The 16069-nt window shown below is 70.3% G+C and carries 12 protein-coding genes and 1 pseudogene; 9 read left to right on the top strand and 4 right to left on the bottom strand.

What is annotated here, in order from left to right:
• Nucleotides 1-601: 601 nt before the first annotated feature.
• From casA to ACIHCM_RS34605, 7 genes are all read left to right on the top strand, one after another.
• On the top strand, nucleotides 602-2194 hold the full coding sequence (gene casA, locus ACIHCM_RS34635) for a type I-E CRISPR-associated protein Cse1/CasA (protein WP_399905041.1): 1593 nt from the start codon (nucleotides 602-604) through the stop codon (nucleotides 2192-2194).
• Nucleotides 2195-2257: 63 nt separating this feature from the next.
• Nucleotides 2258-2923, top strand: a complete 666-nt coding sequence (locus ACIHCM_RS34630) for a type I-E CRISPR-associated protein Cse2/CasB (protein WP_399905038.1) — start codon at nucleotides 2258-2260, stop codon at nucleotides 2921-2923.
• Nucleotide 2924: 1 nt separating this feature from the next.
• Nucleotides 2925-4115, top strand: coding sequence for a type I-E CRISPR-associated protein Cas7/Cse4/CasC (cas7e, locus tag ACIHCM_RS34625; protein ID WP_399905035.1), 1191 nt, complete (start codon nucleotides 2925-2927; stop codon nucleotides 4113-4115).
• On the top strand, nucleotides 4112-4897 hold the full coding sequence (gene cas5e / locus ACIHCM_RS34620) for a type I-E CRISPR-associated protein Cas5/CasD (protein ID WP_399905032.1): 786 nt from the start codon (nucleotides 4112-4114) through the stop codon (nucleotides 4895-4897). The genes cas7e and cas5e overlap by 4 nt, the downstream gene beginning before the upstream one ends.
• Complete coding sequence (gene cas6e, locus ACIHCM_RS34615) at nucleotides 4894-5604, top strand: type I-E CRISPR-associated protein Cas6/Cse3/CasE (protein WP_399905029.1); 711 nt, start codon at nucleotides 4894-4896, stop codon at nucleotides 5602-5604. The genes cas5e and cas6e overlap by 4 nt, the downstream gene beginning before the upstream one ends.
• Nucleotides 5605-5649: 45 nt before the next feature.
• On the top strand, nucleotides 5650-7236 hold the full coding sequence (locus ACIHCM_RS34610) for a Mu transposase C-terminal domain-containing protein (RefSeq protein ID WP_399905025.1): 1587 nt from the start codon (nucleotides 5650-5652) through the stop codon (nucleotides 7234-7236).
• Nucleotides 7233-8099 (top strand): AAA family ATPase, encoded by an 867-nt coding sequence (locus tag ACIHCM_RS34605; protein ID WP_399905022.1) that lies wholly within the window; start codon nucleotides 7233-7235, stop codon nucleotides 8097-8099. Before ACIHCM_RS34610 ends, ACIHCM_RS34605 begins: the two co-directional genes overlap by 4 nt.
• A gap of 865 nt (nucleotides 8100-8964) precedes the next feature.
• Here the strand turns inward: ACIHCM_RS34605 and ACIHCM_RS34600 are convergent.
• The 3 genes from ACIHCM_RS34600 to ACIHCM_RS34590 all read right to left on the bottom strand — a co-directional run bounded on the left by ACIHCM_RS34600 (nucleotide 8965) and on the right by ACIHCM_RS34590 (nucleotide 12322).
• Nucleotides 8965-10434 (bottom strand): UvrD-helicase domain-containing protein, encoded by a 1470-nt coding sequence (locus ACIHCM_RS34600; RefSeq protein WP_399905019.1) that lies wholly within the window; start codon nucleotides 10432-10434, stop codon nucleotides 8965-8967.
• A gap of 567 nt (nucleotides 10435-11001) precedes the next feature.
• Nucleotides 11002-11898 (bottom strand): DUF6083 domain-containing protein, encoded by an 897-nt coding sequence (locus ACIHCM_RS34595; protein WP_399905016.1) that lies wholly within the window; start codon nucleotides 11896-11898, stop codon nucleotides 11002-11004.
• 160 nt (nucleotides 11899-12058) lie between these two features.
• A complete protein-coding gene (locus ACIHCM_RS34590; protein WP_399905013.1) occupies nucleotides 12059-12322 on the bottom strand; it encodes a helix-turn-helix transcriptional regulator in 264 nt (87 codons plus the stop codon).
• A gap of 520 nt (nucleotides 12323-12842) precedes the next feature.
• On the opposite strand from ACIHCM_RS34590, the gene ACIHCM_RS34585 reads away from it, so the two are divergent.
• Nucleotides 12843-13571: a hypothetical protein gene (locus ACIHCM_RS34585; RefSeq protein ID WP_399905010.1), complete on the top strand. Its 729-nt coding sequence runs from the start codon at nucleotides 12843-12845 to the stop codon at nucleotides 13569-13571.
• A gap of 331 nt (nucleotides 13572-13902) precedes the next feature.
• Nucleotides 13903-14907: pseudogene (locus ACIHCM_RS34580) on the top strand (DUF4011 domain-containing protein); the annotation flags it as partial.
• Between the two features lie 330 nt (nucleotides 14908-15237).
• On the opposite strand, the gene ACIHCM_RS34575 reads toward ACIHCM_RS34580, so the two are convergent.
• The gene (locus ACIHCM_RS34575; RefSeq protein ID WP_399905078.1) at nucleotides 15238-16026 is read right to left on the bottom strand and encodes a hypothetical protein; all 789 of its coding nucleotides are present in this window, start codon (nucleotides 16024-16026) and stop codon (nucleotides 15238-15240) included.
• Nucleotides 16027-16069: the final 43 nt, after the last annotated feature.

The raw sequence follows: 16069 nt of genomic DNA, 5'->3' as shown, positions 1-16069 counted from the left end.
CCCTCACGGGCATCGTCGTTGCAGGGAAGGCCGGACCTTCCTGCCCGAGGAACGCAGCAGCGCGATGCCAGAAGACAGAAGGCCGCGAATTCTCATCCCAGGCCGCCAGGGCTCCTCATCCGATGCCCCCTGCCGCGGCTGGGACCAGACAGAAATGCCTGACATCTGCGCGAGAACCGGCAGTGACATCGAAATGAGAAGCGACAGCCGTCGCGCCGTCGGAACGGATTGAGGAGTGCGGTCCGGAAATGACGTACGTTCAAAAAAGGGGCACCGACCGGTAATTGTCGGCTGGACTATGTGGTTCGGAAGCTGCTCGTCTATGGCTAATATGGAAACGCGGAGCCGGACTGACGTTCGAGTCCGGTCTCGCGCGCCCTGCCTGCTGCGCTGTGTGCACCGCACCCTTGGTGCCCCCGTGGTGCAGGGGCGGCACGTCGGCGTGGCCTGACCCGGCCCGCGCCCGCACCGTCTGCCCCTTCCTTTCCTTTCCTGCCGCCCTGGTGCGCCCCCTGGTGCCTTGGTCTGTGCAGAATTCCCGATCCGGCGCGCGAGTCTTCCCGAAATCCCTGTTTTGTTCGCACCCGGCAATGGATCCTGTGTGTCTTCCCCGCATTTTGAGACTGACAAAGAACCGTGTATTCCCGTCCTCTTCCCGGACGGGCGCCAGGAGGATTTGGGGTGGCGGGACGTGCTGCTGCGCGCCCACCTCATCAAGGACCTGGCACTTCCCGTGCCGCCGGCGGCATCTGCCGTCTTGCGCCTGCTCGTGGTGATGGCCGCACGGGTCAGCGGCCTGGACGCACGAGGACAGCGGCGCATGACGGCACGTCAGTGGGCTGCCCGCCGAAGGGAGTTACTGGCGCATCCCGCCGGGTTCGACCCCGACGCCGTTCATGCCTACTTCGACGCCTACATCTGGGACCTGTTCCACCCGGCGCGGCCGTTCCTGCAAGACCCGAGACTGGCCAGCCAGTGCCCGCAACGCGCCGGCGTCAACAAGCTGGTCTTCGGCCGCCCCGAGGGCAACAACCTTTCCTGGCTCAGCCCGCACTCCGACAGCGACCCGCAGCCGGTGCCCAGCGCCCAGGCGCTGTGGCACATGCTCATCCACCACTACTACGGCGCGGCCGGACAGTGGTCCGTGCGCACCGTAGGCGGCCGCTCCCTCAACCGGGCCAAAGCCGGCCCGCTGCGCTCGAGTCTGTCTTTCCACCCCCTGGGCCGGACCCTGTACGAGACCCTCCTGGCCGGCATCCCCAAGCCCGACCCGTCCTGGCCGGACGCAGTGGACCACTGCCCGTGGGAGGAACCGCTGCCCCACCCCGACCCCGACGACGGTGACCCCGTCGAGGGCCCGGACCCCGATGCCGCTCCGCCGCCTGTGTCCTCGCCGGGCCGTCTGCTGACCGGCCGCTCGCGTCACGCCGTCCTTCTCATCCCGGCACCGGACGGACGCCACGTGACCGACGCCTACCTGACCTGGGCCACCCAGAAAAAACTCCCGGCCCTCGACCCGTACCTCATCCATCACGTCCATGCGGAAGAACCGGTCACCCGACGCCATCGACCACGCCGCGCGGACGCCGACCGGGCCCTGTGGCGTGACCTGGACGCGCTGCTGCTGGCGGGTGACGAGGACGACCGCAAGGGCACACAGGCAAAGAGCGGCAAGGGCCGTTACACCGTCCAGCGGCCCGACGCCTTCACGACCCTCAACGACCTGCCCCCCGACCTGCGCGCCGCCCTGCGGGTGCGGGTCTACGGATTCGACCAGGACGGCAAGACCACCAACCGCACCTGGTACACGGCCCTGACCCCGCCGATCTGGCCCTGGACGCAGGAATGCGACCCGGCCGCGGCCGAGCGGATCGCCGAATGCCGCAAGGCCGCCGAAGAGATCGGCGCCCACCTCGACCGCCTCTCCCAGGACGCCTGGAAGCAGACCACCAACTCCGGCAGCCCCCGCCACCTGCCGCCCTGGACCCGCAGCGCCCGCACCCTGTACTGGCCCCGCGCCGAGGCCACCTTCTGGAACCTGCTGAACGAACCCGACCGCAGCGCCCGCGCGGCGTTCGCCGCGGACGCCATCCACGCCCTGCGCACCGCCACCCGCCCGGCGATCGCCCAGCACTTCCGCGCCGCCGAAGCCGTCGCCACCGCCCTGGCCCAGCTACGCCAGCGCAGCCGCTGACCCGCCCTCACCACATCCCCCTGCCCACTCTTTCTTGCCGCCTTACCGGAGGCTGCCGCCCCTATGCCCGTCACCACCGCGCAACGCCGCGCCCACTACGACGACTTCGTCCACCAGGTAATCACCCTGTGCGCGGTCAACGGCATCCGCGCCGACCTCAACTCGGGCTTCGGACGGCCCGTCGCAGAGTGCTCCCGGATGCCAGAGCACCTCACCCGGCACATCGCCGGCTTCGGAGCACGCCGCGCCCACTACACCGTGGCCTCACTCATCGCCCTGCACCGCGACCTGCCCCACCAAGAAGGCCCCTACCAGCCGGAGCAGCCCACCCCCGGCAAGGACCAGGACGCCGCCACCACACCGACCGCGAACACAGCTCCGGCATCCGACCCGTCGGGGCCGGCACCGGCGGCGAGCACGGCTGAGCGGCCCTGGCGCCGCCGTCCCGATCTCGGCACCCACCTCGCCATCGCCGTGGCCCGCTACGGCTTCAAAGAAGCCACCATGACCAACCGCGTCAAAACCCTCACCCGGCTCGACACCTCGCTGCTGCACCCGAGGCTGTGGACGCTGACCGGCCACTTGAACAGCCGCGGCGCCGCCCGCCTCGACTTCGCCGTCCTGCTGGAAGACCTGGCCTGGTGGGACGACGACCAACTCGAGATAGCGGCCCGCTGGCGCGAGAACTACTTCCTCACCCTGCACACCATGACGTCCAAGGAGCAGTGACATGACCGCCTACGCCCCCGCCCGCTACGCCGACTTCCACATCCTGCACCCACTGCCCGCCTCCCTCCTCAACCGAGGAGAGGACGACCTGCCCAAGACCCTGAACCTGGGCGGCGTGGTCCGCGCCCTGGTGTCCTCGCAGTCCTGGAAGCGGGCCGTGCGCCTGCGCCTGGAGGACGTCCTGGACGAGCACGCCGCCCGCACCCGCATGCTGCCCCTACGGGTGGCCGACGCCCTGCGCGCGGCCGGCTGGCCCACCGACCTGGCCGCCTTCGCCGGAACCCAGATCGTGCGCTCGGCCACCACGGAAGGCCTCAAGACCGAGGAAAACCAGCGCGGCATCACCTCGGCCACCCTCTACCTGCCGCGCGACGTCCTCGACGACCTCACCGACCTGTGCACCGAACACCGCCCGCACCTCGAAGAAGCCCTCGCCAAGGAAACCGCCGCACAGACCGACCCGGCCAAAGGCACCCGCAAGAAGCCCAAGGCGGAGGCCGTCCTGCCCACACCCAAAGTTGCTTCCGTGATCCGCCGGCGCACCGCGACCATCAACCTCTTCGGCCGCATGCTCGCCGAGGTGCCCGACGCCCACGTCGACGGCGCCGTGCAGATGGCACCCGCCTTCACCGTCCACCCCAGCTCACCCCAGCCCGACTACTTCACCGCTGTCGAGGACTGGGCAGCCCCGAACGAGGCCGGCAGCGCCCACCTGCAGACCGCGTTCTTCACCACCGGCCTGCTCTACCGCTACGCCACGGTCAACCTCACCGAACTGACCCGCAACCTAAACGGCGACCACGAACAGGCCCTGCACCTGCTGGGCCTGTTCGCCGACGCCTTCATCGACGTCATGCCCGGCGCGAAGAAGACCTCTACCGCCCCGCACACCTACCCCCACCTGGTCCACTACACGATCCGTGACCGCCGCCCCGTCTCCTACGCCGGCGCTTTCGAACAGCCCGTCAAGCACGCGCCCGGCGGCGGCTACACCGCTCCCGCCATCACAGCCCTGTCCGAGCATGCTGGCGCCCTGAACCGGCTGCTGGGCACCCGCCGCCTCGTCGGCTGCGGCTACGCCACCCTGCACCCCGGCCCCGTCGACCACCTCGGCATCGCGCACGCCGGCCTCGACGACCTCATCGACGCCCTCACCAAAAACGCGGCCCTGCCCACCGGGACCCTCGTATGAACGGCATCCTGCTTCGCCTTGCCGCCCCGCTGATGTCGTTCGGGGAGCACGCCGCCTTCCACTACCGCGACACCCTCCCCTTTCCATCCCGCTCAGCCCTCATCGGCCTGTTCGCCGCCGCCGACGCACGCCCCCGCAACGAAGCCCTCGCCCCCGACCCGGACGCCGGCCAAACCCCCTACACCGACCTGACGTTCACCGTCCGCATCGACCGCCCCGGCACCCGGCACACCGACTACCACACCGTCGGCGGCGGCCGCCCGCACCGCCAGGGCCTGCGCACCAGCAGCGGCGCCTACCGCCCCCGCGAGAAGTCCACCCTCATCACCGAACGGGTCTACCTCGCCGACGCCGTCTTCACCCTCGCCGTCCAAGGACCCGACCCGCTCCTGGAACACCTCCTGAAGCGGCTCGAACAACCCGCCTTCGGCCCCTACCTCGGCCGGCGCGCCTGTCTCCCCAATGAACCCCTCGTCCTCGGCGGCCCGCACCCCGATCCCATCGGCGAACTCCTTCACCACGTCCCGCTCAGCCTCACCACACCACCGAGCACCGCCACCGTGCCTGTCGCCTTCGTCTGGGAACACCCGCCCTCCCACGTACCCGCCGCGCACAGCGAACGCGAAGTCGCCGACGTCCCCCACGACTTCACTCCCACACGACGCTTCCACAAGACCCGCCGTACCTGGCACACCACCGAAGAACTGCCCGCCGCCCTGTACGCCCCACCCCCCGCACTCACCGAACTGACCGCCTACATCCACCAGGACGCCACCCCGTGACCAGCACCCCAACCGACGCCCTCGCCACCACAGCGACACTGACCCGCATCCGCCTCAACCGCCGTAGCCCGGCCGCCCGCCGTGACCTGGCCGACGCCGTCAGCCTGCACAAGAGCGTGATGCTCCTGGTCCCCGACGACCTCGGCGAAAACCCCCGGCAGCAGGCCGGCCTGCTCTTCCGCCTGGAAGACGGCACCGACGACACCCCGCCCACCCTGCTCGTCCAGTCCCATCAGCCGCCCGACCTCACCCGCCTGCCCCACCACTACGGCACCGCCGAAACCCGACCCCTGCACCCCATGTTCCAGGCCCTGACCCCCGGCCGAGCGGTGCGCTACCGCATCACCGCCAACGCCAGCGCCGCCCGCCGCGTCCTGGACGACCACCACCCCGTCGACAACAAGCACGGCCGGAAAATCGTCGCGCTCTACGGCGACGACGCCCTCGCCTGGTGGCAGCGCCGCGCCCACCAAGCCGGCCTCACCCTGGCCAGCACCGACATCACCCCTGCCCGCTTCCCCCGCGCACGCCGCCGCGCCGACAAGCCCGGCGAACAAGCCCACTCTCCCGGCCCCATGCACGCACTGACCCGCTTCGACGGCCTGGCCACCATCACCGACCCCGACCAACTCAGCCACGCCCTGCTCACCGGCATCGGCCGCGGCAAGCCCTACGGCGCCGGCTTGCTCACCCTCGCCCCCGCCTGACCCACCCGCGCCCCGACGTCCACCACCCCAGAAAGACCCCGACGCGTGCCCGCCACACCACCACCCGACGGCCTCTACGACACCACCTCCCTGCGCGCCGCCGCCGTACGCCGCCTACTGCGCCTGCGTAATGCCGAACGCCTGACCCACTACGACGTGCGTACCGTCGCCGCCGCCTTCACCGTCCACTGGCGCACCGTGCGCCGCTGGATGGACAACGCCACCACCCACAACGGCACCTACACTCCCCAAGGTCGCCGCCACTTCACCCTCACCCCGGCCATGCACGAAGCCCTGGCCCGATGGAACGGCAACGCCGCAGGCACCTACCGCGAACTCGTCGGCGATGGCATCTTTGGCAACCCGCCCCGTGTATCCCAGGCAACCTTTTACCGCGCCGTAGACCGGGAACTCACGCCCGGCCAGCGTGCCGCCCTCAGAGGAGGCGAAGCCGCCCGCCGCCGACACGACGTGCACGCCCTGCGCCCGCACGGCAACCGCAACGACGTATGGGAGACCGACCACGTCGAAGCCAGCGTCTTCGTCAACATCGACGGACGCCGCCGCAAACCCTGGATCACCTGGTTCATCGACCACACAACCGCCGTCATCTGCGGTCTGGCCATCACCCCCCACCAGCCCCGCCAGGACGCCATCCTGGCCGCCGCCCGCGACGCCATCCTCTGCACTGATCACCACCGGCCCTTCGGCGGCATCCCCCGCAAGATCCGCACCGACCGCGGCCGCGACTTCCTGGGCAAGTGCGTGGACGAAGCGTTCAAAAAGTTCGGCACCGAACTGATCGTCCTGCCGCCCTACAGCCCCCACCTCAAAGGCACCGTCGAAGCCATCAACGGCGCCGCCAAGCACATGCTGTTCAAAGGACTGCCCGGCTACGCCCACACCCCCCGAAGCCGCCGCGACCGCCGAGGCCAGCCCCTGTGGGCCCTTCACGAACTCCTCGACTACGAAACCTTCATCACCATCGTCCTCGACTGGGTGGACTGGTGGAACAACGACCACACCATCGCCCGCCTCCACCGGCGCACCCCCGCCCAGGCCTGGCACGCCGACCTCACCCCCATCGACACCCTCGACCCCGCAGACCTGCACACCTACACCCTCACCGACGCCGGCCCACCCCGGAAGATCACCAGCAAGGGCGTCCGCTGGAAAAGCGCCTACTACGTCGGCGACTGGATGCACGGCCACTCAAGCGCCGGCGAGATGGTCCGCCTGCGCCACGAACCCCACCACTACCACCGCGTCGAGCTCTACGACGCCGACACCCTCACCTACCGCGGCCCCGCCTTCCGCAGCGACGAAATGAGCCCCCGCCAAGCCCGTGCACTGCACAACGCCCGCCGACGTGAAGCCGACCGCTACGCCGCCAAAGCCCGCCGAGCACGCAAAAACGCCACACCTCGCTACGCCGCCACCAGCGTCGCCGCCGCGCCCGAACCCCTCAACCGGCTCACCGCCAGCCAGGCAGCCGCCCAGCTACGCCAGTTGCAGACACCGGAAGGTCACCTGCACGCCGAGGCCCGGCCCGACCTCCTCAACCGGCCCCAGCCCGACTCCGCCCGCTGGACCAAGCCCCGGCCCGACCCCAAACCCCAGGACACCCAGTGACCCACCCGACCACGCCCGAAAACCAGCCGACCACTGGCCCCAACTACCACTACATGGGCCTACCCGGCGCCCGCGCCATGCTGACCCAGGCCAGCGCAGAGACCTACGCCAACCTCGTCACCACTCTCAACGCCGACGCCGGCAAAGGCGCCATCATGTGTGTCCACGGCGGCGTCGGCCTGGGCAAGACCTTCGCCGTCAACAGCCACCTCGACGACCTCGCCCCCCACGCCACCCTGCGCATCAAAGTCGGCTCCGCCAAAATCCAGGCCCTGCGCGCCGCCCTGTACAAAAAGCTCGACCTGCCCGGCGAGGCGCCCCTCAACACCACCCGCTGCGAAGCCATCCTCAAGGAAGCCCTGTCGGAAACCCCGCGCGTCCTGGTTGTCGACGAAGCGCAGTGGCTGGACACCCGGGCCTTCGAATTCATCCGCGAGCTCTGGGACGACGAAGACACCCGCCTCGCCGTCGTCCTAGTCGGCGCCGAGACCTGCTATCAGAAGATCAAGAACCGTCCGGCGCTGGACTCCCGCATCCTCGTCTGGCAGCGCTACAAGCCCCTCACCCCGGCCGAAGTCCTCACCGTCATCCCCGAGTACCACCCTCTGTGGGCGGACGTACCCGCAGACGAACTGCTGTGGATCGACGACGTCGCCTGCCACGGCAACTTCCGCCAGTGGGCCAAAATCACCTACCTGCTCCGGGAACAGCACGGCGGCCCCGCCACGAAGGGGGCCGGTAGCACGGGGCCGACGAACCCGCCCACGCCGCACGAGGCGGCAACACCGCTCCCTCCTTACAGCCGGGACCTCGTGCGCGCCGTCCTCAGCCGCCTCGACCCTACCCAACGTCACACCGACTGAAGCGCCGCCCCGGCGTCTGGGCGCATACGCACCGCCACCGGAGCTGGCGGTGCGGCACCGGCAGCCACCAGCGATACTCCAACGCCCGGTGACCCTCAACGTGGGGGAGCGGCTGGCACACCCACCCTCCCGGAGGGGCGAACATGGACCAGCCCGCCCAGCCAACGCATCACACGGTCCGGTTGCCCCGGAGCCCCGTCTACGTCCACGAAGCCGTGCTCGACCGGCGCCCGCTTACTGCTCAGCAGCCGGCTGGCCGCGTTCGTTGAGGGCGGACCCCCACCCGCGTGGGGAACAAACAGGTGGTGACGCCACCGGTAGTGCGGCCGTGGAGAGACCCCCACTCACGTGGGGATGACCCCTTGCTGACCTGCGAGGCCAGCTTCATCGATAGAGAATCTCACGCGTGTGGTCGGGGCGCGGCAGTCAGCAGTGCCTTCTGCCGGAGGGCAAGGCGGAGCACGCGAACCGGGCTGGACAGGCGGGACAGCCACCGGCAGTGGCCTTGTCGGACGAGCCGCACCTCTCGCGTGGCAGCTTGCCCCGGCGGCCATGGGCGCGGGCTGGTTAGAGGCTGTTGTCGGTGAGGGTTCCGCGCTGCACGAGCTCGTCGGCGGTGCAGCCGCGTCGCTGTGCCATCGCGTGGAAGGTTTCGCTCGCGCTGCCAGGACAGGGCTCGGTCGGCTGCCGTCTGACGGATGTACTCATCAGCGGACAGGCCCAGAGCGGCGGAGTGGGCGGCGATCGCCTCGCGCTCCGCAGACGTGAATGTCATAGTGACCTCCTTTGGCCGGTGGGCCTGCTGCTCGGCGGGGAGCCGGGCGTAACCCCTGCGCAGGCCATGACGCTACCCGTTGCGCGGGCTTCAGCCCGCGCTCTCTGCGGTGGGGTGGGTGTTGATCCAGGAGAGGCCGCCGAGGTCGAGTTGGTGGCGGGCGCGGGTGACGGCGACGTAGGCCAGGCGGGCGTCGGTGTCGCTGACGGGTTCCGGAATGGGCTGGCCTTGGGCGCCGTGCTGGTCGGAGTCCTTGGGCGGGGGGAAGTCGTCGGCGATCTTGACGGTGGGCCATTCGCGGCCCTTGGCGGTGTGGGCGGTGGAGACGGTGACGTCGGCGTGCTGTTCGTCGGTGAGCTGGTCGACGGCGGCGAGGATGGCGTCGGGTCCGTGGGTGTCGACGAGGTCGACGAAGGGCTGAAGGTCACGTCCTGCGGGGTCGTGGGCGGCGTAGTCCTGCAGTTCGCCCCAGGCGGCGAAGAGCACGAGCTCGGGGTGGGAGGTGCGGCGGCCGTCCTTGAGGTCGCGGGCCGCGAGTGCGAGCGCGGCCAGCTGCTGGCCGCCTCGGGTGAGCGCGACGCGGTGGCCGGTGGAGAGCAGGCGCATGACTTCGGCCATGGCGCCGATGTTGGTTCGGCACAGCACCGCGTCCGGCCGGTCGAGGCTGCCGATTTCGGTCGCGATCGTGTCGGTGCCGGTCAGACGGATGGGGGCGTCGGCGAGTGTGAGCCACCGGTTGGCCTCTTCGGCGATCAGCGGGCCGAAGCGGAAGGAGCGGGTCAGTGTGAGAGGAGTGGCGTCGAAGCCGGTCATCACGTCCCGGGCCCCGCGCCAGCCGTAGATGGCCTGCGCGGAGTCGCCGACCATGACGAGCTGGGCATGGCCGCGCTGGGCGGTGAAGACCTCCTCCAGAACCGGGTTGGTGTCCTGGGCCTCGTCGAGAAAGAGGAAGTCCGCCTCGATCTTCGGCTCGGTCAGGGCCCACATTTTCAGGTAGTGGTCGTGCTCGAAACGGACCACCCCCTGATCGGGGTTGTGCAGGTCGGCCCAGGCCTTGGTCGCGAACGGCATGACCTCGTCGGCAAGTTGGGCATGGTCGCCGGGTGTGTCCAGGCCGCGCAGTCGCGGCACGTGGTGGCGGGTCAGAGTGCGGTCGGCGGAGTGGCAGTAGCGGGTGACGGTGCGCAGCACGGTGTGGGAGAGCACGCGGGGCCTGATCTCGTGATCACCGATGCGGACCGGACGCGTGATGCCGAGCGCCTGGCCGGTCTTCCACGCCGGCTGGCGGGGGCTGTTGAGCCGGCGGGTGTAGCGGTGACCCACGGCGGCGAAGGCTGTGGCGTGGGCGGTCTTGCACAGCACCGTGCGGGGGAAGCGGCCGGCGGCGTCCTGCGCGATGTTCTTGTTGAAAGCGAGGTAGCGGCCGCGGCGATGGGTGCCGACCGCGAGCAGGCCGAGCGTGCTGGTCTTCCCTGTCCCGGCGCCGGCCTGCAGGACGAGATGGTGACCGGCCCGGAAAACGTCGGCAGCGTGCGTCTGTTCGTCGGTAGGCGTGTGCAACAAGAACTCCGCGAAAGAGAAGAAAAGTATCGAAAGGGGGAAAGAAGTGATGAGTGAGGTCTGCGGTGTTAGCTGCCATCCCGGCAAGTTGCAGCGCCCGGGGTGGGCTCACGGCGCTGCCGGGATGAGCGGTGATGCCGGCTGTGCAGGATTCGGGCCGCGTAGACCAGGACTTCCTCGACAGTGGGGTGCGCGACAGGCTCCCGAGCCGGTTCTCCGGGCGCCGAGCGCATTCTTGCTCATGCTGGGCAAGGGCCGCCGCCACACACCGGCTGAGCACATCCTGCGGCCGCTGCCCAGGCCCGCAACGGCTCAAGGAGCCGAGAGCGATGTTGAGCAGAACCCGGCCGCGCCGGTTGGGGTAGTGCATGGTCAGGATGTCGATCGGCAGTCGCGTGCCCCGTTGGTGCCGCGGCACGTGCGGGGCACCGCCCAGGCTGAGCGCTCTGCACCGTCATCAGCCGGGTACGGCCGCGTTCGCGGCCGGCCGGACGCATGCTCGGGCGTGCCGGAACTCGGTTCGGGTGGCGGGCCTGGGCAGGGTGAGCTCGAGGGCGTGGAAGGGCGTCATGGGCGGGCTGCCTCATGGGCCCTGCCGGTGGGGTCTGGGTGTCGGGTGTGGGTGGGAAGGCGGTTGTGGATGTGCTCGTGGTGGCGCAGGGGGTCGAAGGGCTCCCAGTCGGCCACCGCCAGGTCGGCGGCCGTGGGGATGGCGGCGTGCTGCGGGCAGCGCTGGGCGCGCCAGCGCAGCTGCTCGGCGTACGGGAGGCTGCTGAGGTCGTAGATGGCCATGACCGCGGAGGGCAGGGCCAGCTGCCCGCTCGTCGCGGTGGCCGGGACCAGCCTCCAGGTGCCGGCCGGGGCGCCGGGGGAGAGCAGGGTGCTGGTGCAGCGGTGACGGCGCCGGGTCTGGGCGATGCACTGGATCTCGTCCACCGGGCGGGCGGCGAGGTAGCGCACGTACAGCAGTTGCACGACGGGGCGGGCCGGGCGGCAGGCTGCCGAGTTCTTCCGTTGGGGTGCCGGGCTGTCCGGGGAGGCCGGGCAAGGGGTGAAGGCGTCGGCGTCGATCAGACGGCGGGTGTTCACGGCGAGCGACCGGCGCAGCCCGGTCAGCTCGGGCGGGGTCGGGGGAGTATCGCGGGCGGGACAGACGACGGCGTGCGGCAGGCGGCACCAGCTGCTGCCGTCTCCACCGGGGTAGGCGACACCGGAGCTGACGTGCCAGCGGCACACGGCGGGCACCCTGGCGGCCGGAAGTTCGTGCGGATGGAGGCGGACGGGCCGCTGAGCGCCGCGGTGGTACCACTCGATCCGGTTGCCGCACTCGCGGCACCGGTCGCCCTGGCCGCAGCGCAGCAGCCGGCTGACGCCGTCGGGGGATACGTGCAGGGAACGGCGCACGCGGTGGGCGAGGGGGCTTCCGTCCCAGCGCCGCGTCGGGGGAGGAGGTGTGGAGCGCATGCGGGCGAACCTGTCAGCCAGCACGCCGGGTCCGCGGCAGCAGCTCTGCCGGATCGCCCGGTCAGCCTCATACGGTGCGACTGGAGTGCGAATGCATGATTGCGTGTTCGAGAGGGTCTCGCCGGTTCGGGTGATCTGCGACCGGCGCCCGGGCGGGGGGTCAGTCCCGGGCCGGGCCGGGCAGGTCGTGCCCGCGGCACAGGGTGCTGAAGAGCTCGTCGAGCGGGGTGTTCAGGGCGTGGGCGAGGGCGTGCCAGGTCTTCAGCGTGCCGATGGTGCGGCCCTGCTCGATCTCGATGACGGTGCGTCTGGCCAGGCCGCTGCGGGAGGCAAGCTCGTCATAGCTCCACCCGCGCGCGGCCCGCAGGCGCGCGAGTTGGAACCGCAGCGCCGTGAGGTCCGGATCGGGCGGCAAGATCGTCACCCGTCCATCCGACGGTGCAGACCCCTGCACTGCCAGTGCATACCTCTGCCCTATTTTCCCAGGTGACGGCGCCCGCAACAGGGCAGAGGTCTGCACTACGGTTAGCGGCCGCCCCACCCAAGAACGGGACCGGCGCGGATGTGACAAGGAGGAACACGCGCCCATGAGGCTGCGCCCAGCATGTCCGACGACACCACGCGCCTGGACCGTGGAACTGCGCTCGCACGCCGGCGGGCTTGCTCTCGTATGCCGGCAATGCCCGCACGGCAGCGGGCAGATCACCGCAGCCTCCGCCCGCGCGGCCGCCCTCGCCCACCTCGCACGGCACGCACGCGGCGATCTTCGTCCCCCGCATCTACGGATCTGCCAATGTCATGAACGCGGCTGCCCCTGGCACCCCCGCCACCGTGGCTGCGCTGGCCCCATCCGCCTCCTCCTCGCACGCGAAAGGGGCGGACGACTATGGCGGCTCGCCGACGCCTGCAGCGCCTGTGCCGCAGCGACAGCACAGGCCGCCGTAGTGCCCGACACCGTCCTCACCCACGCATCGCTGCACCCCACAACCGCCCGTCGGTACAGGCGGCGCCCCCAGGGGCCCGGCGAACAGACCCGGGTACGCGAAATCCTCAGCTACCTGGCCGCCGCCCTCCCGCCGGGCACTTCGGCCGCCGCGCGCCTGCTCGCGCTGCAGTGCGCGCTTCGCGTGGATATCAGAATGCACGTCCGGCTGCCCCACGGCGTGCTGCGCAGCCTCCGCCTCAACGCCCTCCCGGACCCGTGGCGCGAGCTGGAGCACGCACGATGGCTGCGCATCATCCCCGCGACCGCGGCCAACGAGGTCGTTGCCGAACTACTGGACGCCGCGCTGCTCGGCCAGGCCCCGGCCCGCCCCGACCGGATGCGTGCCGCGGACTGGGCGCTGCGCGCCGGCTCCTCCCCGACAGCAGGAGCAACCGGACCAATGCCGCAGTTGGCGAGCGCCTACCTTGCGGCGCACGCCGACCCGCAAACCGGCAGCGGACTGAGCGAGCTCGACCAGATGGCGCGCGCCTGTGGCGTCCCGCTCGCGCAACTCCCCACGCTGCTTGATCAACTGGCAGCAACCGGGCTGCTCACGTCATGGCAGGCCTGCCCAGACTCGGGAGACCTGCACTGGACCCTCGCGCACGGAAGGGGAATCCACGACACCAGCCGCCAGTACGACACAGCCGCTCCAGACAATACGGATGAGGCAGGAGCACGATCTTGAGTGTGCGACAGCCGCTCGGGCGAAAGAGGCCGTGGCAGGCTTGATCTTGAACAGGACGTCGTCTGTCTGGCGGACGGCCGGCCTCGACCGGATCCCGCGCCGCCCCGTTCCAGCCGCTTCCTTGACTCCTTCCCGGAGCCGGCAGACGGCGCAGCGGTGTCTTCCGGGCGCCCGTAGTGCGCCGTGCGTGCTTCTTTCGCGCCCTGTGCGCGCTCCAACTCCGCCTGTTTCAACGCGTCTTTGCCTCCTACGTTGGTCTGTTCGCCTGCAGGGGCGGGCTCCGGCGCTCGGCGGGCCGGGTTCGGCGGACGAACCAGCCAAGGGGTGACACGTGGAAGCCATCGCGAGGCAGGCCCGTCGGGAGAAAGTGGCCGCTGAGGCACAGCAGTGGGCCGATGCACTGGTCGACTTCGGGCCCTACAACACGTTGTTGCACTTCAAGGACACCAAAACCGCGTCGCTGGATGTGACCGACGCGAATGGGCAGGCCCTGACCTCGCTCCTGGCAGGACGCAAAACCCGCCTGGCCGCCTTGTTCCCCGCTGCCGCCGACCATGGTCCTGCCTGCACTCGGGCACGGGGCCTGCGCCGCAGGATGGTGGAACTGGATGAGGAGCAGGGCATCGAGGCCGGGCGTCTGGCTCTTGGCCTGATGCGCGTCGACCCGCCGCCCACGCGCGGCAGCACCCCTGTGCCGGCGCTGCGCGCCCCGCTGCTGCTGCAGCCTCTGACCATCCAGCCGCGCACCGCGTCCGAGAACGACTTCGTCCTCGAGACGGCCGGCGAGGCGGAGATCAACCCGGTGCTGCTGTACGCGCTCAGCCGCCAGTACGGCATGGACGGCGACACGGAAGTCCTCGCCGACAAGATCTCCACCGCACTGGAGGAATGCGCGGACCCCGCCGACCGCATCCCCCTCGCCTACGAGATCCTCAAGGCCGTTCTCGTCCGCAGCAACCTGACGGCCGAACTGGAAGAACGCATCGTGGCCGGCGTCTTCAGCTTCGATCGGCTGCCCATGGTCCAGGACCTGCGCAACGCCACCGACTTGCTGGCCGACCACCCGGTCATCGCCGCACTGGCCGGCGACCGGGAAGCAAACCGTGCCCTGGCCGAGGACACCGGCACCCGCGCTCCAGCCGGCGCCGACGACATCCCGCCCCACTCGGAGTACCTCGTTCTCGACGCGGACGCCTCCCAGCAAAAAGCCATCAGCACCGCGCTGGCCGGCTCCCACCTGGTGATCGAAGGACCGCCGGGAACGGGCAAGAGCCAGACCATCGCCAACCTGATCGCCACCTTCTCGGCCCAGGGCAAACGCGTCCTCTTCGTCGCCGAGAAACGCGCCGCGATCGAAGCCGTCACCGACAGCCTCGCCACCGTGGACCTGGACGGACTGGTCTTCGACCTCCACGGCAACAAACTCAGCCGCCGCCAGATCGCCCAGCAACTCCACGACGCCCTGGAGCGCGCAGGCCAGCAAGCTCCGCCCCGCCCGGCCGACCTCCACACCGGCCTGGCCCACTACCGCGAAGAAACCCTCCGCCACATACAAGAATTCCACCAACCGCTCGACCCCTGGCAGGTGAGCCCGCACCAGGCGATCACCCACCTGATGGGCTGCCCGCCCGCCCACCACACCCGCCTCCGGCTGCGCGGCCCCGCACTACGCCACCTCCATGGCGAGCACCACCGCCAGACCGAACAGGACCTGCGGACCTTCGTCGCCAAGAAAGGACTGACCATCCGCCGCGGCGAATCCCCCTGGTCCCACACCCAGGCCCGCACCGAGGACGAACTGCGCGCCGTGGTGGCCGGCCTCGACCAGCTCACCGGCACCGCACTGAGCGACACCCGCCGCACCCTGGCCCTCCTGGTGGACACCGCAGGCCTGCGCCCGGCCGACGCCCTCCAAGGATGGCAGGCCCTGCTCACCCTGCTCCAGGACGTCACCGCGACACTGGCCCGCTTCGAAGCAGCCGTCTTCGCCCCCGGACTGGACGATCTCATCGCCGCCACCGCGAGCCGCGCCTGGCGCAAGGAGCACGACCGGAACATCAGCTGGTGGAACCGCCGGAAACTGATCAAAAAGGCGCGTGGCCTGACCAAGGACGGCCTGCGTGAACGCCCCGCGCTGCACGCCGCCCTCCTGCAGGCGGCCGACCAGCACACCCGCTGGCAGGCGCTGTCCGTGACCACCAACGCGAACCCCTGGACGGTCCCCGGACTCACCCGCGCCCTGACCGCCTTCACCGATCTGCAAAACCGCCTGGCGGCGATAGCCCTGTGCGTGCGCTGGGACGGCTGGCAGACCGCCCCCACCGACGAAGTAGACAAAACCATTCAGCGCCTCGACGGTGACCGCGACACCCTGCTGCGCATGCCCGAACTCAACCAGCTCACCGACCGCCTCGAAGCGGCCGGACTCGGCCGCCTCCTCGACGAGCTGGCACACACAGACGCCGACCCCGACACGGCAGTGGCCACCTTCGACTACC

The sequence above is a fragment of the Streptomyces sp. NPDC052023 genome (genome assembly GCF_044548465.1).
GTDB lineage: Bacteria > Actinomycetota > Actinomycetes > Streptomycetales > Streptomycetaceae > Streptomyces.
Note: the sequence above shows the minus strand (reverse complement) of the source record. Positions and strands in the feature narration are given on the sequence as shown.